Raw genomic sequence first — 25,536 nt, 5'->3', positions numbered from 1 at the left:
GCGTGAACCTGTATTTATTCGCACCCGCAGCATAACAGCGGGAGCCACACGAAAATTGTTCTAATCCGCCAATGGCAGAGCGCGACTTATGGGCTTTATTTTCCGCGATAGACGAGCGTTGTCAAAGGAAAGCTGCCAATTGTCTCAATCGCCCTGCTCTCGGCGCAGCAGTTCGGCCTTGATTGCGGTTCCATAGGCATAGCCTCCAAGACCGCCATCGGCAGCGATGACGCGATGGCATGGAATGAGCACGGCGATATTGTTAGCTCCGTTGGCGCCGCCTACGGCCCGACTGGCCTTGGGATTGCCGACTGCAGCGGCCAGTTCGCCGTAACTTAGGGTTTCACCTGCAGGGATTTGCCTGAGCGCTTCCCAAACGCGCTGCTGGAATGCCGTGCCCTTCACATCGAGTGGGATATCGACGGTCGTGGCTGTCGAAGGCTGTTCTACGGCAGACGTCACAGCCTCGAACAGGGTGCGGAAGTCCGCCCCTCCCTCAACCATGTCGGCCTTGGGGAAGCGGGCGCGCAAGTGGTCTTCTCCTTCGTTGAAAGACAGGCAGCAAACACCCTTATCGGTCGCGGCCACCAGCATCGGGCCCAGACTGGTATCCACTGTGGTCCAGTGGATGGTCCGCCCGCTTCCCCCGTCGCGCCAGTCGCTCGCACTCATTCCCAGCTTTCCCTTCGTACCTTCGTAAAATCGCGAAGCCGACCCATAGCCCGCCTCGTAAATCGCCCGCGTCACGCTGTCGCCCGAGCTAAGGGCATCGCGCGCACGTTCCTCGCGTAGTGCACGGGCATAGGCAGCAGGCGAAAGCCCCGTCGCGCGCTTGAATACCCGCTGGAAGTGCGAGGGCGAATAATCGGTGATTCGGGCCAGCACGGCGAGCGAAGGCGCATCTTCAGCCTGCCGGATCTCGTCGATTGCGGCCAGCACGGCGGCCTCGTCCCGTGCCACGTCGTCCGGCAGGCAACGCTTGCAGGCCCTGAGCCCGTGCACTCTCGCTTCCGCCCCATCGACGAAGAAGCGCACATTGGATCGCGCTGGATGGCGCGCCGCGCAGGACGGGCGGCAGTATATGCCGGTGGTCAGCACGCCGGTGACGAACCGCCCGTCGAAAGAGCGGTCGCGCCGCAATACCGCCTGCCATGCCTTGTCGCTGTCGATCATCCTGCCTGCTCCATAGCCGATTGGAGGACAATGTGCGGATGAATTGCACAGGTCGCATCCCGAAGCTTGCGGTCAAAGCCATTGAACGCCAGAAACGCATCCGATGGGACGCTTCCTTGCTATCTTGCTGACACTCTTGGCGCTCGCCCTGCCCTCGTTCGCTGCGGCAGAGCCGGCCGATATCGACGCCGCTGCGCGAGGGGTCGTGCGTGTCGTCATCATCGGCGAAGACGGCGGAGAGCTTTATCCGGTCAGCCATGGTACGGGTTTCGCCGTTACCTCGACCATGATCGTTACGAATGCCCACGTGGTACGCGACGCGATGCGCGACGAGGACCTGCGGGTCGGGATCGTTCCTTCAGGCGGGGCGGATGCGGTCTACGGACAGATCGTCGCTGCCAGTTCCCGCAATGACCTTGCGCTTGTCCGGTTGACCGGAAACCTGCGCCTGCCGCCCCTCGCCCTGTCCGGCGGACCTGTCGCGAGTTCGGGCGAGGTTACCAGCGTGGGGTACCCGATGAACGTCGACCGCGCACAGGGCCTCGACATTTCCGATCTCTTCCGCAGCCAGCCTCCGGTGAAGAGCCGCGGTTTCGTGTCCGGCGAACGCCCCAGCCGGCAATTCGATACCATCCTCCATACCGCGCCCATCGCGCGCGGGAATTCGGGCGGCCCTCTGCTTGACCAGTGCGGCCGCGTCGTCGGGGTCAACAGTTTCGGCGCTGACAATGACGGCGGCGATGCGGAATTCTTCTTCGCCGTGTCCAACCGCGAACTGGTCCCTTTCCTTCGTGCCAACAACATAGAGCCGCGCCTCAACGAGCAGCCCTGTCGCAGCATTGCCGACCTCGAGGAAGCAGAGCGCGAAAGGCTGGAGCGTGAACAGGCCGAGGCACGCCAGAGCCTCGCCGAACGTGCCGAAGCCACGCGCGAGAAGCGCGAGCGCGCGCAACTCGAAGCACAGCTTTCCGTCGCCCACGACCGCGAGGATCGCATGGCGCTGGCGTTCATCCTCGTCCTTGTCGCTTTCGGCCTCGGTCTATGGGCATGGAGCCAGCGCGGGCGGATCGATCCGGAAGCGGACGATGCCGCGCTCCGGCTGAAGAAGACCAACATCGCCTTTGCCGTCGCGGGCTTCCTCGTGGTCGTGGCCCTCATCGCCTTCCTGACCCGTCCCGGCCTCGACGAGGTCGACCGGCGCGTGGCAGGCCTGATGGCAGAAAGCGAAGGGGACGGCGGCCGTCCGCTCGCCGGAGAAGAAGGGGGCGACCTGGCGCTGACCTGCCGCCTCGTTCCGGAACGCAGCCGCGTGACCAGCGCCGAGACGCCCGATATCGAATTCGACTGGACCACGGCCGGCTGCGTCAACGAACGCACGCAATACGGCTATGCGGCCGGCAATTGGTCGCGGGTCTTCGTCCCGAACGACGAGGACGCGGTGTCAGTGAACAGCTTCGATCCCGATCGCCGTACCTTCAGGTCCGAACGCTATCTCCTCCCGCGAACTGCCATGACGGCAGCCCGCGAAGCGCGCGCCAAATATTCCGCGCCCCAGTGCGGCGACGATGGCGCCGCGACCAAGCTCGGCGACCTGCAGGGCGAAGTGCTCTCCCAGTTGCCGCAGCAACCGAACGAGCGCCTCGTCTACGAATGCGTGGCCCGGGACTAGCTCACGCTGCCAGCGGTTCTCCGCTCAGCGTGATGCGGTGCATCTCCCGCGCATAGCCCTGGTAATCGTTCATCGCGTAATGCCAGGTCGTGCGATTGTCCCAGATGGCGACCGTTCCCGGCTGCCATTCCACCCGGCACTGGTGTTCCGCCTTCATGGCATGGGCGAACAGCTCCTGTAGCAAGGGCAAGCTCTCCTCGCGGCTCATGCCGGTGAAATTGATCGTGAAGCCCGGATTGACATAGAGCAGCCGCTGCCCGGTGTGCGGGTGACGCACGACCACCGGGTGGGTGGCGCCGGTCTTCAATTCCTGCCCGCGCAATTCGCTGCCCTGGTCGGTCTGCGCATAGATCCCGTCCGGCGCATATATATGGTCCGCGGTGTGCCAGGCGGTGAGCCCCTCGATCTTGTCCTTGGTCGCTTCCGGCAGGCTTTCATACGCAGCGCCCATATGCGCCCAGAGCGTATCGCCGCCCGATGGCGGAAGCTCGCGCGCCACGAGGATGGAGCCCATGGCAGGCACCTGGTCGTAGGAATGGTCGGTGTGCCAGCCTCCGCCGATGTTGGTCACCTGGTCCTTGCGCTTGCGGACCACGGCGATCTCGGGATGCTCGTCCGTCAGGGGGAAATAGTTGTTGATGTCGATGCCGCCCCAGCGCCTGGCGAAAGCGATGTGATCCTCGGGCGAAAAGGACTGGTCGCGGAACACCGCTACGCCGTGCCTATATATAAGGTCGCGGATCGCTTCGAGATCGCTACCCTCGATCTTCGCCAGTTCGACGCTCGATACCTCGACCCCGCAATGCGGTGCCAGCTGCGTGGTTTCCATGCTCGCTCTCCCTCTAGTAGGAAAGTATGTCCAAGGTTCCTCCACGTTACAAGCTGACTCGGGTTGCCTTCGCCGAGGCCCTTTGCTAGGCGCGCGCCAACCTTGCCGGGGCGACTCATTTTCGCCCACCTCCGGCATGGCACGACAGACCTTTTTTCCGATCCTTAAAGGACGACAGACGCGTGGATATTTCCGCCGGTATTCAGGCTAGCCTGGCAGGGCGTTACGCCTCGGCCCTGTTCGATCTGGCCAGCGAGGCCGGGACCGTAACCGCGGTCGAATCGGACCTCGACAAGCTCGAAGCGGGCCTGGCCGAATCGGCCGAGCTCAAGATGCTGACCACCAATCCGCGCGTCAGCCGCGGCCAGGCCGAAAAGGCACTGTGGGGCGTGGCAGCGATCATGGGCCTGTCCGATCTCACCCAGAAGTTCCTCGGCACGCTGGCGCAGAACCGCCGCCTCGGCCAGCTTCCGGGCATCATCCGCGCCTTCCGCGCCATCGCCGCTGCCCAGCGCGGCGAAGTGACGGCCGAAGTCACCAGCGCCCACGCGCTGACCGATACGCAGCTGGAACAGCTCAAGGCCAAGCTCACCGCGCGTGAGGGCCGCACCGTAAAGCTTACTTCCAAGGTCGACCCCGATCTCCTCGGCGGCCTTGTCGTTACCATCGGATCGAAGCGTATCGACGCCTCGATCCGCACCCGCCTCAATTCCCTCGCCCAGGCGATGAAAGCCTGATCAAAGGACGATAATCATGGATATCCGCGCCGCAGAAATCTCCAAGGTCATCAAGGACCAGATCGCCAATTTCGGCACCGAAGCCGAAGTCAGCGAAGTCGGCTCCGTGCTGTCGGTGGGTGACGGCATCGCCCGCATCCACGGCCTCGACAAGGTCCAGGCCGGCGAAATGATCGAATTCGCCAACGGCGTTCAGGGCATGGCACTGAACCTCGAAGCCGACAACGTCGGCGCCGTTATCTTCGGTTCGGACCAGGACATCGGCGAAGGTGACACGGTCAAGCGCACCGGCACCATCGTGGACGTTCCGGTCGGCAAGGGCCTGCTCGGCCGCGTGGTCGACGCTCTCGGCAACCCGATCGACGGCAAGGGCCCGATCGAAGCCACCGAACGCCGCCGCGTCGAAGTGAAGGCGCCGGGCATCATCCCGCGTGAATCGGTTTCGGAACCGGTGCAGTCGGGCCTCAAGGCCATCGACGCGCTCGTTCCCGTCGGCCGCGGCCAGCGCGAACTGATCATCGGTGACCGCCAGACCGGCAAGTCGGCCGTCGCGATCGACACCTTCATCAACCAGAAGGAGCTGAACGCGGGCGATGACGAGGGCAAGAAGCTCTACTGCGTCTATGTCGCTGTCGGCCAGAAGCGCTCGACCGTCGCACAGATCGTCAAGCAGCTCGAAGAAAACGGCGCGATGGAATATTCGATCGTCGTCGCCGCAACCGCATCGGAGCCCGCTCCGCTGCAGTACCTCGCACCCTACACCGGCTGTGCGATGGGCGAATTCTTCCGCGACAACGGCATGCACGCCGTCATCGTTTACGACGACCTTTCGAAGCAGGCCGTCGCTTACCGCCAGATGTCGCTCCTGCTGCGTCGTCCTCCGGGCCGCGAAGCCTATCCGGGCGACGTTTTCTACCTGCACAGCCGCCTGCTCGAGCGCGCGGCGAAGATGAGCAAGGCAAACGGCGGCGGCTCGCTGACCGCGCTGCCGATCATCGAAACGCAGGCAGGCGACGTGTCGGCCTACATCCCGACCAACGTGATCTCGATCACCGACGGCCAGATCTTCCTCGAAACCGACCTGTTCTACCAGGGCATCCGTCCGGCAATTAACGTCGGCCTGTCGGTTTCGCGCGTCGGCGGCGCTGCCCAGACGAAGGCGATGAAGAAGGTTTCGGGCTCGATGAAGCTCGACCTCGCGCAGTACCGTGAAATGGCTGCCTTCGCGCAGTTCGGCTCGGACCTCGACGCCGCAACGCAGAAGCTGCTGAACCGCGGTGCACGCCTGACCGAACTGCTGAAGCAGGCCCAGTTCTCGCCGATGCCGTTCGAAGAACAGACCGTGTCGATCTTCGCCGGTACCAATGGCTACCTCGACGATATCGCGGTCAACCGCGTCAACGACTACGAAGCGCAGATGCTGAGCTACATGCGCAGCGAACACGCCGACGTCCTCAAGGAAATCCGCGAGACCGGCAAGTTCGAAGACGACGTGAAGAACAAGGTCGTCGACGCGCTCAAGACCTTCGCCAAGCAGTTCGCTTAAGCCCCAAGAGCACACGAGATAGGGAGCCGAAATGGCTAGCCTCAAGGAACTCAAGGGTCGGATCAACTCGGTCAAGTCGACCCAGAAGATCACCAAGGCCAAGCAGATGGTCGCAGCCGCAAAGCTGCGCCGTGCGCAGGCGGCTGCCGAAGCGGCGCGCCCCTATGCCGAACGCCTTTCGGGCGTGATGGCATCGCTCGCCTCCAAGGTGAGCGGCGACAGCGCCCCGCTGCTGCTGCGCGGCACCGGTTCGGACAAGCGCCACCTGCTGGTGGTCGTGAACACCGACAAGGGCCTGTGCGGCGGTCTCAACGCCAACATCGTCAAGGCCGCCAAGGCCAAGGCGCGTGCACTTGTGGCCGAAGGCAAGGACGTGACGTTCTACCTCGTCGGCAAGAAGGGCCGCGCCCCGATCAAGCGCGACTTTGCCGACAAGATCGAAAAGCACTTCGACACCTCCAACGTCCGCCAGCCGGGCTTCGAGGAAGCCGAAGCCATCGCCGACGACCTGCTCGAACGCTTCGAGAAGGGCGAATTCGACGTCGCACATCTCGTCTACCCGATCTTCAAGTCGGCACTGGCGCAGGACCCGACCGTGGACCAACTCATCCCCGTCCCCTCGCCCGAAGGCGCGGCCGGCGGCGATGCCGTGGTCGAATACGAGCCGGGCGAAGAGGAAATCCTCGAAGACCTGCTCCCGCGCTACGTGAAGACGCAGCTTTTCGGTGCCCTGCTGGAACGCGAGGCTTCCGAACAGGGCGCCTCCATGACCGCCATGGACAACGCCACGCGCAATGCCGGCGACCTGATCAACAAGCTGACGATCCAGTACAACCGCAGCCGCCAGGCCGCGATCACCACCGAACTCGTCGAAATCATCGCGGGCGCGGAAGCGCTCTGACAAGGACCGGAAAAGTGAAGAAACTCGCCCTTATCCTCCCCCTCGCGCTGCTCGCAGCCTGCGGCGAGGAGCCGGCTCCCGAGCCGACCCCGACCGAAACCGCGACGCCGGAACCGGTTGCCAGCCTGCCCGCGACCGACCAGGCCTATTTCAGCACCAAGTTCGCAGAGACCTGCGAAGGTGCCGAACCGGTCAAGAACGCCGTCTGCCGCCGCGCAATGGGTGCCGAACAGGCCCTGTGCGAATACGGTCTCGGCGAAGACGAATACATGCGTCACGAAGCCACTCTGGTTGCGAACGAAGACGGTTCGGACTGGATGATCGAAAACGCAGAAGCCCTCTGTGCCGAACACGGCGCACACCACAAAGCCTCCTGAGCCAGTAGGATACCAATATCATGGCCACCGCACCCAAGCTTAACCAGAGCCCCAATGGCGTCATCAGCCAGGTCATCGGCGCCGTCGTCGACGTAGCCTTCGAAGGTGAACTGCCGCCGATCCTGACCGCGCTCGAAACGAAGAACGGCGAAAACACGCTGGTCCTCGAAGTCGCGCAGCACCTCGGTGAAAACACCGTCCGCACCATCGCGATGGACGGCACCGACGGCCTGACCCGTGGTCAGGAAGTCGTGAACACCGGCGCGCAAATCTCGGTCCCCGTCGGTCCGAAGACGCTCGGCCGCATCATGAACGTCGTCGGCGAGCCGATCGACGAACGCGGCCCGATCGGCGCTGAAAGCACCAGCCCGATCCACGCCGAAGCCCCGCTGTTCATCGACCAGTCGACCGAAGCGGCCATCCTCGTCACCGGCATCAAGGTCATCGATCTTCTCGCTCCCTACGCAAAGGGCGGCAAGATCGGCCTGTTCGGCGGCGCAGGCGTCGGCAAGACCGTGCTGATCCAGGAACTGATCAACAACATCGCCAAGGGTCACGGCGGCGTGTCGGTCTTCGCGGGCGTCGGTGAACGTACCCGTGAAGGTAACGACCTCTATCACGAATTCCTCGACGCCGGCGTTATCGCCAAGGACGCCGACGGCAATGCAACCTCGGAAGGTTCGAAGGTGGCACTCGTCTTCGGCCAGATGAACGAACCCCCGGGCGCCCGTGCTCGCGTGGCTCTTTCGGGTCTGACCATGGCGGAGTACTTCCGCGACGTCGAAGGCCAGGATGTGCTGTTCTTCGTCGACAACATCTTCCGCTTCACCCAGGCGGGTTCGGAAGTGTCGGCACTGCTCGGCCGTATTCCTTCGGCCGTGGGCTACCAGCCGACGCTCGCCACCGACATGGGTAACCTGCAGGAACGCATCACCTCGACCACCAAGGGCTCGATCACCTCGGTCCAGGCCATCTACGTTCCCGCAGACGACCTTACCGACCCGGCACCGGCAACCTCGTTCGCCCACCTTGACGCAACGACCACCCTGTCGCGCGCCATCTCGGAACTCGGCATCTACCCGGCAGTCGACCCGCTCGACTCGACCTCGCGCGTTCTCGAACCGCGCGTCGTCGGCCAGGAGCACTACGAGACCGCCCGCCGCGTCCAGGAAACGCTGCAGAAGTACAAGAGCCTGCAGGACATCATCGCCATTCTCGGCATGGACGAACTGTCGGAAGAAGATAAGCTGACCGTGGCCCGCGCCCGCAAGATCCAGCGCTTCCTCTCGCAGCCCTTCCACGTCGCCGAAGTCTTCACCAACATCCCGGGCGTGTTCGTCCAGCTGGAAGACACGGTGAAGTCGTTCAAGGCAGTCGTGGACGGCGAATACGACCACCTGCCGGAAGCCGCTTTCTACATGGTCGGCGGCATCGACCAGGCGGTCGAAAAGGCCAAGAAGCTGGCCGAGGACGCGTAAGGACATGGCCCTCCACTTCGAACTCGTCACGCCGGCGAAGCTGGTCCGTTCGGAAGACGTCCACATGGTCGTCGTTCCCGGCACGGAAGGCGAATTCGGCGTGCTCGAGGGCCACGCGCCCTTCATGTCGACCATCCGCGACGGTGCTGTGCAGGTCTACAAGACCGAAGGCGCGGCCCCGGAAACCATCGAGGTCCGCGGCGGCTTTGCCGAGGTCGGCGAGAACGGCCTCACGGTCCTTGCGGAACACGTCGAAGGCTGAGCCTTTCGGGATCATCGCAAACAGGAAAAGGGCGGCCCTCGGGTCGCCCTTTTTCGTTTGTCCGTCGTGGTTTGTCCCTCGTCGAGCAAGTCTGTCCTTTCCTCCTGCGCGCGGCAGGGTAAATGCAGCCCGCATTATCTGCAGGAGAGGACTGTGAAACGTGTTTCCACGCTGGCAATGGCTGCTGTCATGACCATCGCCGCCCCCAATACGCTCGCCGCACAGGACGGCGTTCCCGGCCCGGACGAAGATCCCTACATCTGGCTGGAAGAGGCCCGTAGTGACCGCGCGCTCGACTGGGTCCGCAGCGAGAACGATCGCACGCTTGCCCATATGGAAGCCGACCCGCGCTTCGAGCAGCTCAAGAACGAGGCGCTGGCGATCTACGACAGCGAGGATCGCATTCCGTTCGTGTCGATCCGTCCCGACGGCCTCTACAATTTCTGGCAGGACAAGGCCAATCCCAAGGGCCTGCTGCGCCGCACCACGCTGGAAAGCTACCAGAGCGACGATATCGCCTGGGAAACCGTCCTTGATGTCGACGCGCTCGCCGCAGCAGAGGGCAAGGAATGGGTCTACAAAGGCAGCACCTGCCTGCCGCCCGACCAACGCATGTGCATGATCGCACTGAGCGACGGCGGCAAGGACGCCACCATCATGCGTGAATTCGACACCGTGACGAAGCAGTTCGTCGACGGCGGCTTCGTGCTCGACAGCGAAAGCCAGGGCAGCGTCCAGTGGCTCGACAAGGACACCCTGCTCGTCAGCCGCGATTTCGGCGAAGGTACGCTGACCGATAGCGAATATCCCTTCACCACCCGCATGTGGAAACGCGGCACCGACATCGCCAATGCCCCCGAAATCTTCCGGGGCGAATCGAGCGACGTGTGGTCGGGTGCCGGACTGCTCCGCGACAACAAGGGCGTGGTCCATGCCCGCACCGCATTCCGCGGGGTGAGCTTCCACGAAAGCATCAACTACGTCTGGCATGACGGCGAGTGGCTCGAACTCGACATGCCGAAAAAGGCGAACCTGGCCGGCATCATCGACGGGCAGCTGCTCTATTCCACCGACGTGGACTGGGAAGTTGGCGGCCAGACCTTCCCTGCCGACGCGCTCGTCTCGGTGGACCTTGAAGAGTGGAAACGCGACCCGAACGGGGCGAAGAAGACCCTCGTCTGGGCTCCTGCCGAACGCCAGACCAAGCAGGGCATCAGTTCGACCGCCAACAGCGCCTTCATCACCATCCTCGACAATGTCGTGGGCAAGGTTCTGAAATTCGATTTCGACGGCGGCGAGTGGGTTTCGACCGAAGTCGCCCTGCCCGACAATGCCACGGTCGGTGTCGCGGCGGCCTCGGACGAGAGCGACCAGATCATGTTCTCGGTCACCGATTTCCTCTCGCCGACCACGCTCTACTACACCGACGGTTCGGGCGATCCGGGAGTGCTCAAGACCTCGCCGGCCTATTTCGACGCCATGGGCATGGAAGTCGAGCAGCACGAGGCGACGAGCAAGGACGGGACGAAAATCCCCTACTTCATCGTCAAGCCCAAGGGCATGACGCTGGACGGCTCCACCGCAACCCTGCTGACCGGTTACGGCGGCTTCCAGGTGCCGCGCCTGCCTTCCTATCTCGGTACCACTGGCAAGCTGTGGGTCGAAAAGGGCGGCGCCTATGTCCTTGCCAACATGCGTGGCGGCGGCGAATTCGGGCCGATGTGGCACCAGAGCGCCATCCGCGAGAACAAGCAGCGCACGTGGGACGATTTCATCGCCGTGGCCGAAGACTTGGTGAAGCGCGGCTTCACCACGCCCGACCACCTCGGTATCCAGGGCGGTTCGCAGGGGGGCCTGCTGGTGGGCACGGCCTTCACGCAGCGCCCCGACCTGTTCGACGCGGCAATCGTCCAGATTCCGCTGTTCGACATGCTGCGCTATCACCTGATCGGCCGCGGTGCCTCGTGGATCGGCGAATATGGCGATCCGCGCATCCCTGAACAGCGCGCATGGATCGAAGGCTATTCGCCCTATCAGAAGATCGTCGAGGGCGTGGATTACCCCTCACCCTTCCTCTGGGCGTCGACCGCCGATGACCGCACCCACCCCGCCCACGCCCGCAAGGGTGCCGCCAAGCTCAAGGAACTCGGTCAGGATTACTGGTATTTCGAGGACATGACCGGCGGCCATTCGGGCGGCGTGGACAACGAACAGCGCGCCAAGCTCCTGGGCCTTCAGATGGTCTACCTGATGCAGCGCCTCATGGACGACAACAACGGCGGCTGATCCGGCTGTCGGTGCACTGAAATGGAAAGGGGCGTCCTCTCGGTCGCCCCTTCTCGTTTGTGGTCACTCAACCGGGATGATCACCTCGTTGCGCCGGAGCGGTGGCGGCACCATCGGTGCATCGTAGAACGCGAATTCGGCCGGACCTGAAGCCACCAGCCCTTCCTTGGCGATCCAGTCGCGAAGCGCCTTTTCTTTTTCGGCCAGATCAGCATCGGTCCCGCGGCCGGAGAAACGCACGGCCACCACGCGGCGGGATGGCACTTCGGTCAAGGTAATGTCCTGCGGCGGCGTGGGCAGCGTATCCATCGTGTACTGCGCCGGCATCACGAAACGCGTGCGCCATGTGCCGCTATCGTCATTGCCGTCCTGCATGACGGGCGCAGTCATGGCGATTTCCGCGCCCTGGTCCTGGATGACCGGTGCCGTCATCGCGATCTTTTCGCCCTGGTCCTGCATTACCGGACTGGTCATCGCGATTTCCTGGCCCGGCCGGTCCTCGGCAAAAATATAGGCGGCAAGACGCCGGAAGCCCGCGTTCAATGCGGGCCTGCGTTCGCCGGTGTGAACGACCTCCGCAACGATCATCGGTGCATATTCGCGCAGCTGAAAATCGCCATCTTCCCGGACGAGCGTGTAGTCCGGCTCGTCCACCGCCTGGCGGTAATAGGCATAGGTGGCAGTTGCGCCAGCAGCGAGGACGCCGAGGCCGATGGCTGCGGCTTTCCAGAGTTTCATGAATTCGGGCTCCTTGGTCTTTGACCCACAACGCCCGTGCGGCCCCGACGTTTCCTGCTATCGCGCCGTCCGGGTGGGCGCATGGAAGTCGGGCGGCTTGTCCGAAACCCAGCGCACGAACTTCGCCAACGCCTCGTTTTGCAGCAAGGCCTCGCGATCCTCGCCGATGCGGGCGAGCTCGGGATTGGTGAAATTGGCATGGATTGCCTTGTGGCAGATCGGGTGGACCGCAACGGTGAACCGACCCTTCTTCGCCTTGGGCACCGGATGGTGGAGCTGGACGCGCGTGCCGATATCGCGTCCGCACAGCCAGCAAGTGGTGCGTCCCGCGGTCAGCCCTTCTTCTCCGAAGCCTTCTTCTTCTTCATCGCGTCGTGGAAGCGGTCCGCCCAGCCGGGCTTTACGATCTGTTCGCCGCGCACCATCCGCAGGTCGCCTGCGGCCACGTCGCGGCTGACCGCGCTACCGGCAGCAACGATGGCGTCCGCGCCGATCTCGACCGGGGCGATCAGTGCGCTGTTAGAGCCGATGAAGGCACGCTCGCCAATCTTGGTGCGGTATTTGAAATAGCCGTCGTAATTGCAGGTGATGGTGCCGGCACCGATATTCGCGCCCGCGCCTACTTCGGCGTCGCCAAGATAGGTGAGGTGGTTGGCCTTGGCACCTTCACCGAGGACCGCCTTCTTCATCTCGACGAAATTGCCGACCTTGCTGCCCTTTTCCATGACCGCGCCAGGCCGCAGGCGGGCGTAGGGGCCGACTTCGCAGCCCTCGCCCACGCTCGCCCCTTCCAAGTGGCTGAAGGCACGGATGGTGGCGCCGCTGGCGACCTTTACGCCGGGGCCGAAAACGACATTGGGTTCGACTGTCACGTCGCTGGAAAGCTCGGTATCGTAGCTGAAGAACACGGTGTCAGGCGCGCGCAGGGTAACACCTTCGGCCATCCAGTAGCAGCGTTGCTCCTGCTGCCACAGGGCCTCTGCCGCCGCGAGTTCGCCGCGCGAATTGATGCCCGCGACCTCGTTCGGATCGTCCGTGGTGACGGCGGCGCAGATACGGCCGTCATGGATGGCGATGTTGACGATATCGGGGAGGTAGTATTCGCCCTGCGCATTGTCGTTGCCCACCCGGCCGAGCAAATCCCACAAATCCGCTGCCCGCGCGGCAAGCAGGCCGGAATTGCACAAATGGCAGGCCCTCTCGCCCTCGTCCGCATCCTTGAATTCTACCATCTTGGCGATGCGTCCTTCGTCGTCGGCGATGACGCGGCCATATGCGAGCGGGTCTTCCGGCTCGAACGCCAGCACCACTGCTGCAGGTGTGTCCGCAGCATGGAGCCGGTCGAGCATCCGTTCCATCGTGGCGGGGCGCACGAAAGGCACGTCGCCATACATGATAAGGACGTCGCCATCGAACCCGCCCAGCTCGCCTTGCGCTTGCTGGACCGCATGGCCGGTACCCAACTGGGGTTCCTGCAGGCACGTGCGCGCGCTGCCCGCCAGCGCTTCTTCCAGTTGTTCGCGCCCGGCGCCGACGACCACGACCTTGTGCGCGGGCGAGAGGCTGTCGACGCTCGCCATCAGGTGATGCAGCATCGGGCGGCCCGCGATCGGGTGCAGCACCTTGTGCAGCGCGCTCTTCATGCGGGTACCCTTGCCCGCGGCGAGAATGACGGCGGCGAATTGTCTGGTCTGGCTCATGTCACCGGCAATGCCACCAAATGCTTGCGGATTGAAGAACCATCCGCCACCCCTCCCCCGCATGAGCGACTTCCCTTTTGCCGCCGTCGGCTTCGATCTCGACGGAACTCTCCTCGAAACGCACCGCGACCTCGGCGCGGCGGTCAATCACGCGCTGGCACTTGGCGGTTTCGATCCGGTCCCTGCCGACCATGCGAGCGACCTCATCGGGGGCGGCGCCAAGATCATGCTGGCCCGCGCCGTGGACCAGCAGGGCGGGCTGCCGGAAGACGAGTTCCGCCGGCTCTACAAGGAAATGCTCGGCTACTATTCGCAAAACAATGCAGTCCACACCCGACCCTATCCGCACGCGATGGAAGCGCTCGATGCGCTGGCCGAACGCGGAGTGAAGATGGCGGTGGTGACGAACAAGTTCGAAAGCTTCGCTCGCCAGATCCTGACGACGCTTGACCTGGCTGACCGCTTCGAGACGATCATCGGCGGGGACACCATGGGCAAGGGCCGTGCAAAGCCCGAGCCGGATTCCGTTATCGAGGCCCGCGCGCGGTGCGGCGGCGGACGCCTCGTCTTCATTGGCGACAGTTCCTATGACGTGAAGGCGGCCCGCGCAGCGAAGGTTCCGGTGGTCGCCGCCGCCTATGGCTATTGCGACAAGCCTCCCCACGAGCTGGGTGCAGACGCGGTCATCGAATCGCTGGCGGGCCTCATTTCCGCCCTCGAAAAGCTGTAGGCCGCCATCCGGCCTTCGTCCTGCCCTTACGGCATGGCGGATCAGCGCGCATACGGTTGCAACACGGGTGCAAAAGTGCCAATCCGCGCGGCAATTGACCTTTACGTAAACGACAAAGCAGGAGCAGCCCCATGACCATCGACTTCAAGGACAAGGTAGCCATCGTCACCGGTGCGGGCGGCGGGCTCGGCCGCGAATACGCTCTCGAACTGGCGCGCCGCGGCGCGAAGGTCGTCGTCAACGACCTCGGCGGTTCGCGCGACGGCACCGGCCACTCCGACATGGCCCTCCAGGTCGTCGAGGAAATCGAGAAGATGGGCGGCGAAGCCATGTCGAACGGTGGCTCGGTCACCGAATACGACCAGATGGAAAAGATGGTCGCCGACGCCAAGCAGAAGTGGGGCGGCGTGCACGTGCTCATCAACAATGCCGGCGTCCTGCGCGACAAGACTTTCGCCAAGATGAGCCCGGAAGATTTCGAGTTCGTCCTCAAGGTCCACCTGACCGGTTCGGCATTCGTCACCAAGGCGTGCTGGGAAACCATGCGCGAGCAGGCCTATGGCCGCATCATGATGACCGCATCGTCGACCGGCCTGTTCGGTAACTTCGGCCAGGCCAACTACGGCGCGGCCAAGCTCGGCCTTGCCGGCCTGACCAAGACACTGGCTCTCGAAGGGGCGAAGTACAATGTCCGCGTCAACACGCTGTCGCCGGTTGCCGGCACGCGCATGACCGAAGACCTCTTCCCCGAAGAAGCCTTCAAGCTGTTCGACCCGGTGAACGTCGTTCCGGCCGCGCTCTTCCTCGTCAGCGAAGACGCGCCGACCAATGCCATCGTCGGCGCAGGTGCCGGTGGCTATCACTCGGCCTGGACCGTCATGAACGACGCGGTCTGGCTGCCCGAAGGCGAGCGGACGGTCGAAGGTTTCGCGGCCAACTGGGACAAGATCAGCGAGTTCTCGAACCTCAAGGCGCCCCAGTCGGGCAGCGAGCAGTCGGGTGCGATCCTGACCGCCATGCAGAAGGTCACCGGCACGGGACCGTCCTCGGCCCGCGGATAATCGCGCCGTCCTATATTGCGGGAAACCCCGCGCCGTTGCAGAACGGCGCGGGGTTTTTCTTTGGGGGGTCGCATGAATCTCGAAAACGGACTGCGCGCGCTGCGCACCTCGTCGCTGGTGGTGCGCATCAGCGCCATTGTCGTCCTGCTGGCCGGTATCGCTCAGCTCGTGCTGGGCGGGATCGCGGTAAAGCAGGAATACGAGCGGATCGCAGAAATCGAGGAGCTGAGCCGGCAGAACACCTATTACGGCTACCAGCTTCAGCAACGCGCGATCGATCAGCAATACAACCGCTCGAGCAGCGCCTTCTTTATCCAGGGCCGCTTCATGCCGTCCGAGGATTCGATGAAGCCCGACGCGCCCGGGGTGATCAGTCTTGTCGTCTTGCTCCTTTCAGGCCTGCTATTCGTCGGCGCAGCGCTGTTTTGGGTGTTTCGGGCCAACAGCAATCTGGCGCAGGTCGGAATCAAGAGCAAATACAGCCCGGCGCTGGCCACTGCGGCCTATCTCATCCCGGTCGCCAATCTCTTCCTGCCGTTTGAATCGATGCGCGAGTTGCACAACCGCAGTCACGGGGAAGAGGAAGACTTCGCCCACAGCCCGGTCGAGGACGTCACTGCATGGTGGACCGCGATGATGGTCGGCATGCTCATCTTTAGCGCCATGATCGTGAAATTCGCGCTCGATGTGGGGACCAATCTCGTCATCATGACGCCGATATGGATGGAGTTCACGATCATCGCCTTCGCGATGATCCTGTTGCTGGGCTCGGCATGGCTTTTCGGCAGGCTCACCCGCTCCATCACGACTGCACAGGCCGAATACCTGCCGCAGGTCGATACGAGCGCCCTCGCGGACGCCGCACCGGCACGGCCCACGGTCACCATCATCGGCACCTGAAGACCTAGGCGTATTGACGTATTAATACACCAAGGCTATACCTCTACCCTTCTCAACGGGGAGAAGGGCTTATGTATAGCCAGGAAGACTTGAACTCCGCCGTCGCGGCGGGTGCGATCAGCAAGGACGCGGCAGATGCCCTGCGCGCCCATGTTGCATCCAGCCGCGACGCAGTGCCGGCAGATGCGGAACATTTCCGCCTCATCACCGGCTTCAACGACATCTTCGTCAGCATCGGCGTCGTGATCATGCTGGTTGCCATGGCGGCCATCGGCGATGCCATCTGGTCGAGCAATGACGGCCCCTCGCCCGTCTCGGCGGCGATGGTTGCCGGCACGGCCTGGATGCTGGCCGAATTCTTCACTGCCAAGCGCCGGATGGCGCTGCCCAGCATCATCCTGCTGCTCGCCTTCGTGATGGGGACATTCCTCACCTTCGTCGGCCTGATCATCGCTACGCTGAACGATGTGGCGCCCAACGACACGCTCGGCATGCTGCTGCTCGCCGGTTCCGGCCTGCTTACCGCCGGTGCGGCCTGGCTGCATTGGAAGCGCTTCATGGTGCCTATCACCATTGCTGCAGGTACCGCCGCACTGGCCGGAACAGCCATCGCGCTGATCGTCGCGGCGATCGGTCCGGACACGGCGAATATCGAGAACATCATCCTCGGCCTCGTGTTTGCGGTCGGCCTCGTCATCTTCGGCTTCGCCATGCGCTGGGACATGAGCGATCCCACGCGCGAAACGCGCCGCAGCGATGTCGCCTTCTGGCTTCACCTGCTTGCCGCACCGATGATCGCTCACCCGATCTTCGCCCTGATCGGCGTGACCGAGGGCGAGAATATCGGTGCCCTTGCTGCCGTGCTGGTGCTGATGGTCTATATCGGCTTCGGCCTCGTCGCCCTTGCCGTCGACCGTCGTGCGCTGCTCGTCTCGGCTCTCGCCTACGTGCTGATCGCCCTGACCTTCCTGTTCAGGGAATTCGGTGCGGTGGAGCTGAACTTCGCGCTTACAGCTCTCGTCATCGGGTCGGCACTGCTGACCCTCTCGGCACTGTGGACCCCGATCCGCCGCGCCGTGGTGAAAGGCCTTCCGGCCGACCTCAAGACGAGGCTGCCTGCCACGGCCTGACCGGCCCGGTTTTGGAAAAAAGAAGGCCCGCGTTTCGACGCGGGCCTTTTTTCAAGAGTGGAGCGAAAGCGAATGCATATCTTGTCGGCCGCAAGGGAAGGCCCCCTTCGCCTGTTCCAGAGCCTCGTGATACTCGTGCTCGCCGGTCTGCTGATTTTCTATCACACCACGATGCTGGCGGATTTCAGCAACTCGCACGATCCGGCCAGCGGCCCGCTCTACAATGGCATACAAGGCGTGTTGCGGGCCGCGATCATCGTCAGCCTCACCCTTGTCCTGCTCGGGAAGCGTTTCGCTCTCTGGATGATGTGGCTGAGCATCGGGAGCCTTATCGCAACGCATTACTGGGCACATTTCGCACCAGTCACCGCCGATTTCACTGTCGGGCGTCACCCGCTTTCCTATCTCAAGGGCCTGATCTTCCCCTCGATCATCACCACGGCGTTTCTCTATCGCAGGTGATGAGAAGCACGCGGCACCCCTAGTCGTCGACCGCTTTCATCAGCCGCCGCTCGACCGGGGCCATGACGCCTGCCAGCTCGTGGCCGCGCTTCAGGATCTGTCCGTGCTCGCCATAGAGCGTCCACATACCCTGCTTGGCGCGCAGGGCAGGTCGCTTCTCGATGCGTGCCTGCGGGCGTTCGGCGGTCCTGCGAAAGGCTGCGAAACTCGCCATGTCGCGATTGAAATCCATCGCATAATCGCGCCACTGCCCGGCTGCGACCATCCGGCCATAAAGATCAAGGATGCGGGTCAGTTCCTCGCGGGTGAACCCCACTTGCAGCGGCTTGCGGCCGGGAAAGGCGACGATCTTGTCACCGAGGAAATTCATCAATCGTCCGTCCCGCTCCGCTGTGCAGGTTCACGCTCGGCGCGCAGGGCTGCGACTTCCTCGCGCAGGGTCTTGAGTTCGGCTTCCAGCTTCTCGAGGCAATCGCGCGCCGGACCGCTGGTTTCGGCGCATGGATCGTCACAAGGCGTGCCGTAGGGGATGAATTCCTTCAGCCAGTCCTCTGCCGGAACCAGCGTGCTTCGGGCCTTGAGGCCGATCATCGTGGCGCCTTCGGGCACGTCGTCAGTCACCACGGCATTCGCGCCGATACGGGCACGCCGGCCTACGGTAATCGGGCCGATGACCTGCGCGCCAGAGCCGATAATGACGCCATCGGAGATGGTCGGGTGGCGCTTGCCGCCCTTGCCGTTGGCCGGATTGGTGCCGCCGAGCGTAACGCACTGATAGATCGTCACATCGTCGCCGATATGGGCCGTCTCGCCGATAACGGAGAAACCGTGGTCGATGAAGAAATTGCGGCCGATCTTGGCGCCGGGGTGGATATCGATCCCCGTCACCATCCGGCTGAAATGGTTCACCAATCGCGCCAGGAAGAAGAGCTCCGCCTCGAACAGCCAGTGTGCGACGCGGTGATAGGCCAGCGCCCAGACGCCGGGATACAGCAGGACTTCCCACCGGCTCCGCGGTGCGGGATCGCGTGCTTTCACGCTGTCGAGATAGGCAATCAGCCGTTCCAGCATCGGGGTAATTCTCCCACCAAGGGCGGTTTAAAGCAAGCGGCCCTGCTCGGGGCCCTGCACGGCTTCCAGCGCATCGCGCCATATCGACATGGTGGCGGGCGCCATCCGTTCAAGGCTCAAACGGTCGATCTCGGCCACGATCCGCTCGATTGCCGCGTAAGACCGCTCCATGCGCGGGACGAGATAGGCGGGCGCGCCCTCGCCAAGCGAGAGACCGCGCTGGGCGGCCTGGCTGAGGATGAGTTCGGCGGCCATTTCATCGTCTGGCGGGCCGATCTCGAGCTGCAGGGCAGCGCCCATGCGGCTGCGCAGGTCCGGCAGGGCAATGTCCCATCCGCCCTCTCCCACCGTCAGGAGCAGGGGGTAACCGTCCTCTTGCGCGCGGTTCCAGGCGTGGAATATCTCGGTCTCGTCGCGGCCCTGCGCATCGTCGATCGCCCCGCCACCGGTGTGCGAGGCGAACCAGCGGGCGAAGAGCGACTTGCCCGACCGCGGGGGGCCGGCAAGTACGGCGGTGCGAAAGGGCCAGTCTTCTGCCCGTGCAAGCGCCTCGGCAACCGAGCGGTTGCCGGCACCGACCACTATGCGTTCCGGCTCACCGGAACGGGGATGCAGGAGCGGAAGGGCGATTTGGGACTGGGCCATGCGAAAACCCGGTCCATCAACGGCTGATAAGCAGCGCGTTGCTCCCCTGTCGGACCGTGAAACCGCGGTCGCGAAGGGCCTGCGCCAGCTGGCCGATCGATCCGGCGTAGCTGACAGTGAGGACGGTGGTGCCGCCGATAGCAGTGCTGCGCACGCCGATGGCGCGAACCCCGTTACCGCCGCGGATACCCGCCATGGCATCGTCGAACGAAGGCGCGTCGGGCGTGACCACCTGCACGGTATAAAGCGCGACCGACCCTTCCGGAGGGGGCGTGTTGATAGGCGCGGCGGTGATGGTGCCGTCGCTTTCTTCCGTCGGAACCTCGCTCCGCTGTTCGGCCACGGCATCCTGCGCCTTCAGGCGGCGGCCGAGCTCGACGAGGCGCGCTATCCGCGGGTCGAGGTCGCCCATGCCGATATTGAGCGTCGGATCGGGCTTCAGCGTGCCGTCGGCCAGCGCACGGGTGAAGATGGCATCGAATCGCGTCACTGCCTGGGCAAGCATTTGCGGCAGCTGCGCAGGGCTGTCCGCGCGCAGTTCGAACGATGCGAGGAATTCGCTGTCGGGGCCATGCCGCGCGGTGAAGCGCCCTTCTACCGGACCGCCGGGGAAGGTGTAATGGAGGTCGGCGATCGGGATCAGCACGTCGGCTGCCCCGAAATCGTCGAGGATATCGCGCCACCACACGCGGCTGCGGCGGCCGGTCTGGCCGTAAGTAAGCAGAAGGGAATCGCCGCCTGCACCGGCGGGACGGACATAGTTTATCCGGCTTGCCCCGGCCTGGTACTCGGCCCAGGCGCGCTGCCAGGGATTGCGCTGTTCGTAGACCATGGCCGTGCCGCCGGACATTGTGACCGGCAGCAGCAGCATCGGTGCGCTGCGCTGTGCCTGCCCTTCGGTACCGAGATAACGCGAAGCCCGGGCACGGTCGAAGACCACGCCCAGCGTCGCAATGTAGCGCTTGGGGCCGAGGCGCTCACGCTGGACCACGATGGCGGAGACGAGGCTGGCGATTTCGGAATCCGGCAGCTTGGGCCCGTCGATCTTTTCCCAGGCCTTCACCTGCGCCTCTACCCACGCCTTGTCGCGCGCTTCGAGGCCCGTATCGGCCTTCACATCGACCTCGATGCCAAGAACCTCTATGTCGCTGGAAGCAGCGATCGGCGCGATACCGCGCTCGCCACCCACTTGGGCGAGCGCAAGCCAGCCGGCACCGCCAGCCATGGCCAGGCCGGATGCAACGAGCGCGAGGCGCTTGGATCGGGAAAGGGAAAAAAGGTGCCGCATGGGGAAAACAGCGCGCCTTTTGCCCAATCGCTTCTGGAAATCCAAGCGCGAATGCGCAAGGGGGCAAACATGAGCAGCGACAACCAGTCCTATACCTACGAACAGGCCGGCGTTTCGATCGATGCGGGCAATGCGCTCGTCAAGGCGATCGGCCCGCTGGTGAAGGCGACCATGCGCCCCGGCGCAGACGGCGAAATCGGCGGTTTCGGGGGCTTTTTCGACCCCAAGGCGGCCGGATACAGGGACCCCTTGCTGGTCGCTGGCAATGACGGCGTGGGCACGAAGCTGAAGCTGGCGATCGATACGAACCGGCATGACACGGTCGGCATCGATCTCGTCGCAATGTGCGTGAACGATTTGATCGTGCAGGGTGCAGAGCCGCTGTTTTTTCTCGACTACTTCGCCACCGGCAAGCTGGAGAACGGCATTGCCGAACGCGTCATCGCGGGCATCGCCGAAGGCTGCAAGCAGGCCGGCTGCGCGCTGATCGGCGGCGAGACCGCCGAAATGCCGGGCATGTACGCGGCAGGTGACTACGACCTTGCCGGTTTTTGCGTGGGAGCCGTGGAGCGCGGCGAACAGCTGACCGGCGAACGCGTGGCACCCGGCCACATCTTGCTCGGGCTCGCCAGTTCGGGTGTCCATTCGAACGGCTTCTCGCTGGTCCGCCGACTTGCGGCAGACAAAGGCTGGAAGCTCGACCGCCCTGCCCTGTTCGACCAGGACCGCCTGCTCGCCGAGACACTGCTCGAGCCGACCCGCATCTATGTGAAGACGCTGCTTCCGATCGTGCGCGACGGACTTGTCGACGCGCTGGCGCACATTACCGGCGGCGGCCTGCTGGAAAATATCCCGCGTGTCCTGCCTGCGGGCGCTCACGCTGAAGTCGACGCCGACGGCTGGGAACAGCCCGGACTGATGGCGTTCCTGCAGGCACAGGGAAATATCGAGCCGGCCGAAATGGCCCGCACTTTCAATTGCGGAGTCGGCATGGTGCTGGCGGTCGATCCGGCCAATGTCGAAATCGTCCGCTCGCGCCTCGAAGAGGCCGGCGAAACCGTGCTCGCGGTCGGCCGCATCGTCGAAGGCCAGAAGGGCTGCACCGTGCGCGGGTCGCAGGGTACCTGGTCCGGCAAATCCGACTGGGAGGCCGTGCACCTTGGCTGACAAGGCGCAGGTCGCGATTTTTGTCTCAGGGCGCGGCAGCAACATGGCCGCGCTGCTCTATGCGAGCCTGCTGCCAGACAGTGCCTACGAGGTCTGCCTCGTCGCGGCCAACGATCCCGATGCAGAGGGCCTTACGCTTGCCTCGGCCGAGGGCGTGCCGACCTTTGCCCGCTCCCACCGCGGCATGACGCGAGTGGACCACGATGCCGTCATGGAGAAAGCCGCGAAGGAGGCCGGGGCGCAATATATCGTTCTCGCCGGATACATGCGGATACTCAGCCCCGAATTCGTGTCCCGCTGGCAAGGACGGATGCTCAACATCCACCCTTCGCTACTCCCGAAATATCCCGGTCTCGACACCCATGCGCGCGCGATCGAGGCGGGTGACAGCCATGGCGGCGTCTCGGTCCATCTGGTGACCGAGGAACTCGACGCCGGCGAGGTGCTGGGCAGCCTGTCCGTCGCGATCCGTGCTGGCGAGACGGCGGAGAGCCTCGCGGAACGGGTCCGCTTCGCCGAGCACCAGCTCTATCCGCGCGTCCTGTCCGATTACGTCTCGCGCGGAAGCGATCCGGGCTATCTTCTGGAAAAGGTTCGCACCCTCGCCCTCGCCCTGCCCGAGACACACGAGCGCGAGAGCCATGGTTCGCCCGGCTGGCGTGCGGGCAGCGAGAAATCGGGCAAGTATTTCGCCTATTTCAACGACCAGCACCACGGATCGGAACACATCGCGCTGCTGGTGAAAACGGGTAGCATGGACGAACTGCTCGATCTCGTCGAAGCGCAGCCCCATGCCTATTTCAAACCGGCCTACTACGGCGCGAGCGGCTGGATCGGCGTGATCCTCAACCGGCCGGGTATCGACTGGGATCACGTTGCCGATTGGCTAGAACGCAGCTGGCGCAGCGTCGCCCCTGCGCGGCTGGCCAAGCTGCTGAACGCAGCGGAGGAATTCTGATGCAGCGCATCACCCCCTACCTTTTCTTCATCCTCGCAGCAGCTGCGCTGGTGATGATCGCGGTCCAGGGCGATGCCGGTTTCGAGGAAGAAGTGAACCCGCTGCAGGCTGTGCTGGTCGTCGCAGGCGCGTTTGCCGGCGCGCACCTTCTCCGGTTTCTCGTGAAACGGTGGATGGCAGGCCGGGGTGGCGACGGCGCCCAATAGAGTTGCGATCAGCCGTCAGGCGAAGCTGGTCGCTCGCTCTTCCCTCTTCCTGAATACCGATGCGAAACGCGGCAGGCTGATACCGTCGGGATTGCGCGTGATCTCGATCTGCGAGATCGAAGTGCCCTCGAAGCTGACGCGCCACATGATAGTGCCGTTCACACGCTCGTCGCCGCCTTCGACATGGCCGCGGACCAGGACCTCGTCCCGATTGGGCTCGACCGAGACCAGAATGATGGTCGGATACCCCGCCGCTTTCAAAAACGAATCCTGCATGGCGAGATACCGCTCCCGCCCCTCGATCCGGTGTCCCGACTGGTCGTGCACCACAATTCCCGGCGCCACGTGGTTGCGCACGGCATCCATGTCTCGCCGGTTTAGGGCATCCCGAAAGCTTTGCACGGCGCGCACGTGACGCCTGCGCTCCCGGGTAGAGGGGAGAATCGCGGGAATCATAACGGGCGCAATCCTACCAGAGGATGCGCCCGTTACCTAACTCGTCAGAGTCCCCGGGGATGATCTCCCCGAAAGCCAACAAATGTTAGCCGACGATTTCGTCTTCGTTGAAGAAGAAGTCGATTTCGATCTTGGCGTTTTCGTCGCTGTCCGAACCGTGGACCGAGTTCGCTTCGATCGATTCGGCGTAGGTCTTGCGGATGGTGCCTTCGTCGGCATCGGCCGGGTTGGTGGCGCCCATCACGTCGCGGTTGCGCTTCACGGCGTCTTCGCCTTCGAGGACCTGCACGACGACCGGACCCGAGATCATGAAGTCGACCAGTTCACCGAAGAAGGGGCGTTCCTTGTGGACCGCGTAGAAGCCTTCGGCCTGTTCGCGGGTCATGTGGATGCGCTTGGAAGCAACGACGCGCAGGCCGGCGTCTTCCAGCATCTTGGTGACCGCGCCGGTCAGGTTGCGGCGGGTGGCATCGGGCTTGATGATCGAAAAGGTGCGGGTAACCGCCATGATGTGTGTTCCTTGCGAAGTGTCTTTTATGGGGGAGAGAGTTCTCGGGCGCGCCCCTAGCGCCGGGAGGGCGCGCGAGCAAGCTTGTTAGCCGATGCCCAGCCCGACGGTGATCTGCGCATCGGTGCCGTAATCCTGCGGCTTGGCCTGGAGTGTAAACGTCATTGCGCCTGCCGTCTTGCGTCCGGCGAGGATTGCGCCTGCCTTTCCGGGAAGGTCGGACGTGAGATCGAAACCACTCGACGTCGCGAGTGTACGATAGAAGTCCGCCAGTTCCACCACTCCCATGTCGCTGGTGAATTCGACCGTGACCAGCCTGCCCTCGCCTTGCTCGACGCGGGTTGCGCGAATGACCGTCGCGCCGCGCGGTAGTGCAAAGGGTGCGGGAAGCCCCGGATCGACCCTTTCGCCTGCGGCGAGGGTCGTGGTCACTCCCTCGGCATCGGTGTGCGTGGCGCGGACCTCGCCCGTTGCGCGGTCAACCGTATAGCTGCCGCCGGCATCCGCCACAGCAGAAGGGCCTTCTTCTGTGCGCGTCACCCTTTCTTCGCTCTCACAAGCGGAGATCAGCATGGCCATCATTGCCGCAGGTATCAGAAATCGCCCCATACACCTGATGACGGGCGGGAGGCGCTTGTGTTCCTGCGCGCCTCAGCGCCCCTCGCGCCAGCCGCCTTCGGGGGTCTGCTTGAAGATCCGGTTGTCGATATCCTCGCGCGGGGCAAGCTCGCGCCAGAGATTGCGCGCCGCTTCTGTCGCGGCCTCGTCGAACAGCAGCATAACGCGCGCAAAGGCAGTCGCCTCTTCCCGCCAGACACCGTCGGCGAGGATCGCCATGGAGGCTTCGTTCGGCGCCGCACAGCCGTCGGACACGAGGATCGGCTGGCGCGCGGCATGGGGCGCATCGGCCGAGCCATTGGCGAGGAAACTGCCGCCGCCCTTTGCCCACAGCGCCTTGCCCAATCGTTCGCGCAGCGCGGGATCGGCAGCGACCACCAGCAGCCGTTCACCGGCCTGCAGGACCTTACCCGCCAGCTTCACGACGGTCACGTCGACGGGGTCACGGCTGAGCTGGTAGAAATCCACCCGGGTCATGCGCTGGCCTTGCCCTTGCTGCGCCGGCACCGTTCCGAACAGTACCGGACGTTGTCCCAGTCCCGTTCCCATTTCTTGCGCCAGGCGAAAGGGAGCCCGCAGGCCTCGCAGACCTTGGTCGGCAGGTCTCCCTTTCGGCGCATCTTGGGAATGGGATCGCCCT

30 protein-coding genes are annotated in these 25,536 nt (G+C 63.9%); 16 read left to right on the top strand and 14 right to left on the bottom strand.

Translation table 11 applies throughout. The annotated features are described in order from the left end of the window. Positions 1-144: 144 nt before the first annotated feature. Complete coding sequence (gene ada / locus LCL94_RS10940; RefSeq protein WP_224832222.1) at positions 145-1,173, bottom strand: bifunctional DNA-binding transcriptional regulator/O6-methylguanine-DNA methyltransferase Ada; 1,029 nt, start codon at positions 1,171-1,173, stop codon at positions 145-147. A gap of 103 nt (positions 1,174-1,276) precedes the next feature. Between ada and LCL94_RS10935 the strand changes: the two genes are divergently transcribed. Next, entirely contained in the window at positions 1,277-2,842 is a 1,566-nt protein-coding gene (locus LCL94_RS10935) for a S1 family peptidase (protein ID WP_224832221.1), read from the top strand. 1 nt (position 2,843) lies between these two features. Here the strand turns inward: LCL94_RS10935 and LCL94_RS10930 are convergent, their stop codons facing one another. Next, the gene (locus tag LCL94_RS10930; protein ID WP_224832220.1) at positions 2,844-3,671 is read right to left on the bottom strand and encodes a TauD/TfdA dioxygenase family protein; all 828 of its coding nucleotides are present in this window, start codon (positions 3,669-3,671) and stop codon (positions 2,844-2,846) included. A gap of 182 nt (positions 3,672-3,853) precedes the next feature. On the opposite strand from LCL94_RS10930, the gene LCL94_RS10925 reads away from it, so the two are divergent. The 7 genes from LCL94_RS10925 (at position 3,854) to LCL94_RS10895 (ending at position 11,258) form a co-directional block, all read left to right on the top strand. Beyond that, complete coding sequence (locus LCL94_RS10925; protein ID WP_222554321.1) at positions 3,854-4,408, top strand: F0F1 ATP synthase subunit delta; 555 nt, start codon at positions 3,854-3,856, stop codon at positions 4,406-4,408. Between the two features lie 16 nt (positions 4,409-4,424). Continuing rightward, the gene (gene atpA, locus LCL94_RS10920; protein WP_160606357.1) at positions 4,425-5,954 is read left to right on the top strand and encodes a F0F1 ATP synthase subunit alpha; all 1,530 of its coding nucleotides are present in this window, start codon (positions 4,425-4,427) and stop codon (positions 5,952-5,954) included. Positions 5,955-5,985: 31 nt separating this feature from the next. Beyond that, entirely contained in the window at positions 5,986-6,855 is an 870-nt protein-coding gene (locus tag LCL94_RS10915) for a F0F1 ATP synthase subunit gamma (RefSeq protein ID WP_224832219.1), read from the top strand. Positions 6,856-6,869: 14 nt separating this feature from the next. Further along, positions 6,870-7,232, top strand: a complete 363-nt coding sequence (locus LCL94_RS10910) for a hypothetical protein (RefSeq protein ID WP_224832218.1) — start codon at positions 6,870-6,872, stop codon at positions 7,230-7,232. Positions 7,233-7,252: 20 nt separating this feature from the next. Then, the gene (gene atpD, locus LCL94_RS10905; RefSeq protein WP_224832217.1) at positions 7,253-8,710 is read left to right on the top strand and encodes a F0F1 ATP synthase subunit beta; all 1,458 of its coding nucleotides are present in this window, start codon (positions 7,253-7,255) and stop codon (positions 8,708-8,710) included. 4 nt (positions 8,711-8,714) lie between these two features. Then, positions 8,715-8,972, top strand: coding sequence for an ATP synthase F1 subunit epsilon (locus LCL94_RS10900; protein ID WP_160606353.1), 258 nt, complete (start codon positions 8,715-8,717; stop codon positions 8,970-8,972). A 153-nt stretch (positions 8,973-9,125) separates the two neighbouring features. Beyond that, positions 9,126-11,258, top strand: a complete 2,133-nt coding sequence (locus LCL94_RS10895; RefSeq protein WP_318245582.1) for a prolyl oligopeptidase family serine peptidase — start codon at positions 9,126-9,128, stop codon at positions 11,256-11,258. A gap of 63 nt (positions 11,259-11,321) precedes the next feature. On the opposite strand, the gene LCL94_RS10890 is transcribed toward LCL94_RS10895, so the two are convergent. The 3 genes from LCL94_RS10890 to glmU all read right to left on the bottom strand — a co-directional run bounded on the left by LCL94_RS10890 (position 11,322) and on the right by glmU (position 13,696). Continuing rightward, the gene (locus LCL94_RS10890) at positions 11,322-11,996 is read right to left on the bottom strand and encodes an SOUL family heme-binding protein (protein ID WP_224832216.1); all 675 of its coding nucleotides are present in this window, start codon (positions 11,994-11,996) and stop codon (positions 11,322-11,324) included. A gap of 57 nt (positions 11,997-12,053) precedes the next feature. Then, positions 12,054-12,260 (bottom strand): hypothetical protein, encoded by a 207-nt coding sequence (locus LCL94_RS10885; protein WP_318245581.1) that lies wholly within the window; start codon positions 12,258-12,260, stop codon positions 12,054-12,056. Between the two features lie 68 nt (positions 12,261-12,328). Next, positions 12,329-13,696 (bottom strand): bifunctional UDP-N-acetylglucosamine diphosphorylase/glucosamine-1-phosphate N-acetyltransferase GlmU, encoded by a 1,368-nt coding sequence (glmU, locus tag LCL94_RS10880; RefSeq protein ID WP_224832215.1) that lies wholly within the window; start codon positions 13,694-13,696, stop codon positions 12,329-12,331. Between the two features lie 61 nt (positions 13,697-13,757). On the opposite strand from glmU, the gene LCL94_RS10875 reads away from it, so the two are divergent. The 5 genes from LCL94_RS10875 to LCL94_RS10855 all read left to right on the top strand — a co-directional run bounded on the left by LCL94_RS10875 (position 13,758) and on the right by LCL94_RS10855 (position 17,979). Further along, entirely contained in the window at positions 13,758-14,426 is a 669-nt protein-coding gene (locus LCL94_RS10875; protein WP_224832214.1) for an HAD-IA family hydrolase, read from the top strand. Between the two features lie 131 nt (positions 14,427-14,557). Beyond that, positions 14,558-15,487 (top strand): SDR family NAD(P)-dependent oxidoreductase, encoded by a 930-nt coding sequence (locus LCL94_RS10870; RefSeq protein WP_160606349.1) that lies wholly within the window; start codon positions 14,558-14,560, stop codon positions 15,485-15,487. Between the two features lie 72 nt (positions 15,488-15,559). Beyond that, positions 15,560-16,387, top strand: a complete 828-nt coding sequence (locus LCL94_RS10865; protein ID WP_224832213.1) for a DUF4328 domain-containing protein — start codon at positions 15,560-15,562, stop codon at positions 16,385-16,387. A gap of 71 nt (positions 16,388-16,458) precedes the next feature. Next, on the top strand, positions 16,459-17,517 hold the full coding sequence (locus LCL94_RS10860; RefSeq protein ID WP_224832212.1) for a hypothetical protein: 1,059 nt from the start codon (positions 16,459-16,461) through the stop codon (positions 17,515-17,517). Positions 17,518-17,589: 72 nt separating this feature from the next. After that, positions 17,590-17,979, top strand: a complete 390-nt coding sequence (locus tag LCL94_RS10855; RefSeq protein ID WP_224832211.1) for a hypothetical protein — start codon at positions 17,590-17,592, stop codon at positions 17,977-17,979. A 19-nt stretch (positions 17,980-17,998) separates the two neighbouring features. On the opposite strand, the gene LCL94_RS10850 is transcribed toward LCL94_RS10855, so the two are convergent. From LCL94_RS10850 to LCL94_RS10835, 4 genes are read right to left on the bottom strand one after another with little or no spacing between them, the layout of a single operon-like run. Continuing rightward, positions 17,999-18,349 (bottom strand): DUF2794 domain-containing protein, encoded by a 351-nt coding sequence (locus LCL94_RS10850; RefSeq protein WP_224832210.1) that lies wholly within the window; start codon positions 18,347-18,349, stop codon positions 17,999-18,001. Continuing rightward, complete coding sequence (gene epsC / locus LCL94_RS10845) at positions 18,349-19,050, bottom strand: serine O-acetyltransferase EpsC (protein WP_160606344.1); 702 nt, start codon at positions 19,048-19,050, stop codon at positions 18,349-18,351. Before epsC ends, LCL94_RS10850 begins: the two co-directional genes overlap by 1 nt. Positions 19,051-19,077: 27 nt before the next feature. Then, complete coding sequence (locus tag LCL94_RS10840) at positions 19,078-19,695, bottom strand: ATPase (protein ID WP_224832209.1); 618 nt, start codon at positions 19,693-19,695, stop codon at positions 19,078-19,080. A 16-nt stretch (positions 19,696-19,711) separates the two neighbouring features. Further along, positions 19,712-20,920 (bottom strand): heavy-metal-associated domain-containing protein, encoded by a 1,209-nt coding sequence (locus LCL94_RS10835; protein WP_224832208.1) that lies wholly within the window; start codon positions 20,918-20,920, stop codon positions 19,712-19,714. A gap of 132 nt (positions 20,921-21,052) precedes the next feature. Here LCL94_RS10835 and purM point away from each other — a divergent pair, with 132 nt between their 5' ends. From purM to LCL94_RS10820, 3 genes are read left to right on the top strand one after another with little or no spacing between them, the layout of a single operon-like run. Further along, positions 21,053-22,150, top strand: a complete 1,098-nt coding sequence (gene purM / locus LCL94_RS10830) for a phosphoribosylformylglycinamidine cyclo-ligase (protein WP_224832207.1) — start codon at positions 21,053-21,055, stop codon at positions 22,148-22,150. Beyond that, complete coding sequence (purN, locus tag LCL94_RS10825) at positions 22,143-23,108, top strand: phosphoribosylglycinamide formyltransferase (protein WP_224832206.1); 966 nt, start codon at positions 22,143-22,145, stop codon at positions 23,106-23,108. The genes purM and purN overlap by 8 nt, the downstream gene beginning before the upstream one ends. Beyond that, positions 23,108-23,314 carry a hypothetical protein gene (locus tag LCL94_RS10820; protein WP_224832205.1) on the top strand — a complete coding sequence of 69 codons (207 nt, stop codon included), beginning with the start codon at positions 23,108-23,110 and terminating at the stop codon, positions 23,312-23,314. Before purN ends, LCL94_RS10820 begins: the two co-directional genes overlap by 1 nt. Positions 23,315-23,329: 15 nt before the next feature. Here the strand turns inward: LCL94_RS10820 and LCL94_RS10815 are convergent, their stop codons facing one another. The 5 genes from LCL94_RS10815 to LCL94_RS10795 form a co-directional block, all read right to left on the bottom strand. Beyond that, a complete protein-coding gene (locus tag LCL94_RS10815; RefSeq protein ID WP_224832204.1) occupies positions 23,330-23,770 on the bottom strand; it encodes a nuclear transport factor 2 family protein in 441 nt (146 codons plus the stop codon). Positions 23,771-23,855: 85 nt separating this feature from the next. Further along, positions 23,856-24,278 (bottom strand): nucleoside-diphosphate kinase, encoded by a 423-nt coding sequence (ndk, locus tag LCL94_RS10810; protein ID WP_160606337.1) that lies wholly within the window; start codon positions 24,276-24,278, stop codon positions 23,856-23,858. A gap of 87 nt (positions 24,279-24,365) precedes the next feature. Further along, a complete protein-coding gene (locus LCL94_RS10805) occupies positions 24,366-24,818 on the bottom strand; it encodes a hypothetical protein (RefSeq protein WP_224832203.1) in 453 nt (150 codons plus the stop codon). A gap of 111 nt (positions 24,819-24,929) precedes the next feature. After that, positions 24,930-25,373, bottom strand: a complete 444-nt coding sequence (locus LCL94_RS10800) for a DNA polymerase III subunit chi (protein ID WP_224832704.1) — start codon at positions 25,371-25,373, stop codon at positions 24,930-24,932. After that, positions 25,370-25,516, bottom strand: coding sequence for a DUF2256 domain-containing protein (locus tag LCL94_RS10795; RefSeq protein ID WP_261388682.1), 147 nt, complete (start codon positions 25,514-25,516; stop codon positions 25,370-25,372). The genes LCL94_RS10800 and LCL94_RS10795 overlap by 4 nt, the downstream gene beginning before the upstream one ends. Positions 25,517-25,536: the final 20 nt, after the last annotated feature.

Origin of the sequence: Qipengyuania gaetbuli, assembly GCF_020171365.1 — a bacterium.
In the GTDB taxonomy this organism is placed as follows: Bacteria; Pseudomonadota; Alphaproteobacteria; order Sphingomonadales; family Sphingomonadaceae; genus Qipengyuania; species Qipengyuania gaetbuli_B.
This window is presented reverse-complemented; position numbering and strand designations above follow the sequence as displayed.

Coding starts and splice junctions, on each gene's coding strand:
- ada (WP_224832222.1), bottom strand. CDS start 1,173: ATGATCGACAGCGACAAGGCATGGCAGGCGGTATTGCGGCGCGACCGC.
- LCL94_RS10935 (WP_224832221.1), top strand. CDS start 1,277: ATGGGACGCTTCCTTGCTATCTTGCTGACACTCTTGGCGCTCGCCCTG.
- LCL94_RS10930 (WP_224832220.1), bottom strand. CDS start 3,671: ATGGAAACCACGCAGCTGGCACCGCATTGCGGGGTCGAGGTATCGAGC.
- atpA (WP_160606357.1), top strand. CDS start 4,425: ATGGATATCCGCGCCGCAGAAATCTCCAAGGTCATCAAGGACCAGATC.
- LCL94_RS10915 (WP_224832219.1), top strand. CDS start 5,986: ATGGCTAGCCTCAAGGAACTCAAGGGTCGGATCAACTCGGTCAAGTCG.
- atpD (WP_224832217.1), top strand. CDS start 7,253: ATGGCCACCGCACCCAAGCTTAACCAGAGCCCCAATGGCGTCATCAGC.
- LCL94_RS10900 (WP_160606353.1), top strand. CDS start 8,715: ATGGCCCTCCACTTCGAACTCGTCACGCCGGCGAAGCTGGTCCGTTCG.
- LCL94_RS10890 (WP_224832216.1), bottom strand. CDS start 11,996: ATGAAACTCTGGAAAGCCGCAGCCATCGGCCTCGGCGTCCTCGCTGCT.
- glmU (WP_224832215.1), bottom strand. CDS start 13,696: ATGAGCCAGACCAGACAATTCGCCGCCGTCATTCTCGCCGCGGGCAAG.
- LCL94_RS10875 (WP_224832214.1), top strand. CDS start 13,758: ATGAGCGACTTCCCTTTTGCCGCCGTCGGCTTCGATCTCGACGGAACT.
- LCL94_RS10870 (WP_160606349.1), top strand. CDS start 14,558: ATGACCATCGACTTCAAGGACAAGGTAGCCATCGTCACCGGTGCGGGC.
- LCL94_RS10865 (WP_224832213.1), top strand. CDS start 15,560: ATGAATCTCGAAAACGGACTGCGCGCGCTGCGCACCTCGTCGCTGGTG.
- LCL94_RS10860 (WP_224832212.1), top strand. CDS start 16,459: ATGTATAGCCAGGAAGACTTGAACTCCGCCGTCGCGGCGGGTGCGATC.
- LCL94_RS10855 (WP_224832211.1), top strand. CDS start 17,590: ATGCATATCTTGTCGGCCGCAAGGGAAGGCCCCCTTCGCCTGTTCCAG.
- LCL94_RS10850 (WP_224832210.1), bottom strand. CDS start 18,349: ATGAATTTCCTCGGTGACAAGATCGTCGCCTTTCCCGGCCGCAAGCCG.
- epsC (WP_160606344.1), bottom strand. CDS start 19,050: ATGCTGGAACGGCTGATTGCCTATCTCGACAGCGTGAAAGCACGCGAT.
- LCL94_RS10840 (WP_224832209.1), bottom strand. CDS start 19,695: ATGGCCCAGTCCCAAATCGCCCTTCCGCTCCTGCATCCCCGTTCCGGT.
- LCL94_RS10835 (WP_224832208.1), bottom strand. CDS start 20,920: ATGGCTGGCGGTGCCGGCTGGCTTGCGCTCGCCCAAGTGGGTGGCGAG.
- purM (WP_224832207.1), top strand. CDS start 21,053: ATGAGCAGCGACAACCAGTCCTATACCTACGAACAGGCCGGCGTTTCG.
- LCL94_RS10820 (WP_224832205.1), top strand. CDS start 23,108: ATGCAGCGCATCACCCCCTACCTTTTCTTCATCCTCGCAGCAGCTGCG.
- LCL94_RS10815 (WP_224832204.1), bottom strand. CDS start 23,770: ATGATTCCCGCGATTCTCCCCTCTACCCGGGAGCGCAGGCGTCACGTG.
- ndk (WP_160606337.1), bottom strand. CDS start 24,278: ATGGCGGTTACCCGCACCTTTTCGATCATCAAGCCCGATGCCACCCGC.
- LCL94_RS10800 (WP_224832704.1), bottom strand. CDS start 25,373: ATGACCCGGGTGGATTTCTACCAGCTCAGCCGTGACCCCGTCGACGTG.
- LCL94_RS10795 (WP_261388682.1), bottom strand. CDS start 25,516: ATGCGCCGAAAGGGAGACCTGCCGACCAAGGTCTGCGAGGCCTGCGGG.